Source organism: Vibrio sp. D173a (assembly GCF_030248475.1).
The window spans coordinates 1-888 of the sequence record NZ_JAHGAH010001622.1; the positions used below are offsets into that span (position 1 = coordinate 1).

Annotated in this window: 1 protein-coding gene and 1 pseudogene; both read right to left on the reverse strand. The window is 42.7% G+C overall.

The genetic code is table 11. The annotated features are described in order from the left end of the window. Positions 1-105: 105 nt before the first annotated feature. Entirely contained in the window at positions 106-612 is a 507-nt protein-coding gene (locus KIV40_RS35180; protein ID WP_285354118.1) for a hypothetical protein, read from the reverse strand. A gap of 2 nt (positions 613-614) precedes the next feature. Then, a pseudogene (locus KIV40_RS35185) lies at positions 615-888 on the reverse strand (hypothetical protein); the annotation flags it as partial.

Consider the following 888-nt stretch of genomic DNA (forward strand, 5'->3'; position numbering starts at 1 on the left):
TATGAACATGACTGAGCGCATAAGGAGAAAGAAAGAGTACCAAAAAAAGAAATATCATTGTTTTCATCATAAAACCTTAAAACCCTCATACGAGGGTTTTAACTATTAATCATCACATTCGATGATCCAATTGGTCACCAACTCATAATCATCGGCGTCGAGGTTACTGTCATCTATTGAAACTCGAGCGGCTAGGTTAACTAAGTTATTTGACCTAAGATCGTCACGCGAGAATTCAATCCCCTCTTCCCAATCTGGGGCACTCATATCAGCCGATACTGAACTTTCAGCTCTAAAGTGGACATCATTTTTAGTGACTTGGTCACCTAGGTCCTCTGTCTTGATTGGCTCCACTTTAAACTCTATCTTGCCGTCTTTCTCATTATTGATGAGTTTTACTTGGGCGGTTGAATCGAGATAATTATCACCAAAAGCAAGATCCGCGGCGGCTGCCGTTACATCAATACCACATTGCTTTTCAACTTTAGCTGAAAAGGTCACATCACCACTCGTTACTTCATCGTCCCCGTCGCGAGGAGACTGGGCAAATGCGCTTGATACCGACAGCACACCACAGGCTGCTAGTAATGTCAGTCTTTTAGCTTTATTCATCATTACTCCGAAAAGGTTGTATTCATCTGTTTCATTGTGAGAAGACGATACTTCTCAGCTGCAATTTGCAGCAATTTAAGCTCATGTTCTGCTTGAGCTAACTCTTCTTCTCTCTTCCTCTCCCTCAATTCAAATTCGTATAAGCGAGAACAATCCACTCGCTCTTCTCCACCAAATTGGAAAGTGATGGCGGCATAAACCCCCGCCTCGTCTTGGTTTTGGTGGTAATAATTGTTTGGATCGCCACCGTAATAGTTGTCGCTATCTTCATTGCCC

Coding starts and splice junctions, on each gene's coding strand:
- KIV40_RS35180 (WP_285354118.1), bottom strand. CDS start 612: ATGAATAAAGCTAAAAGACTGACATTACTAGCAGCCTGTGGTGTGCTG.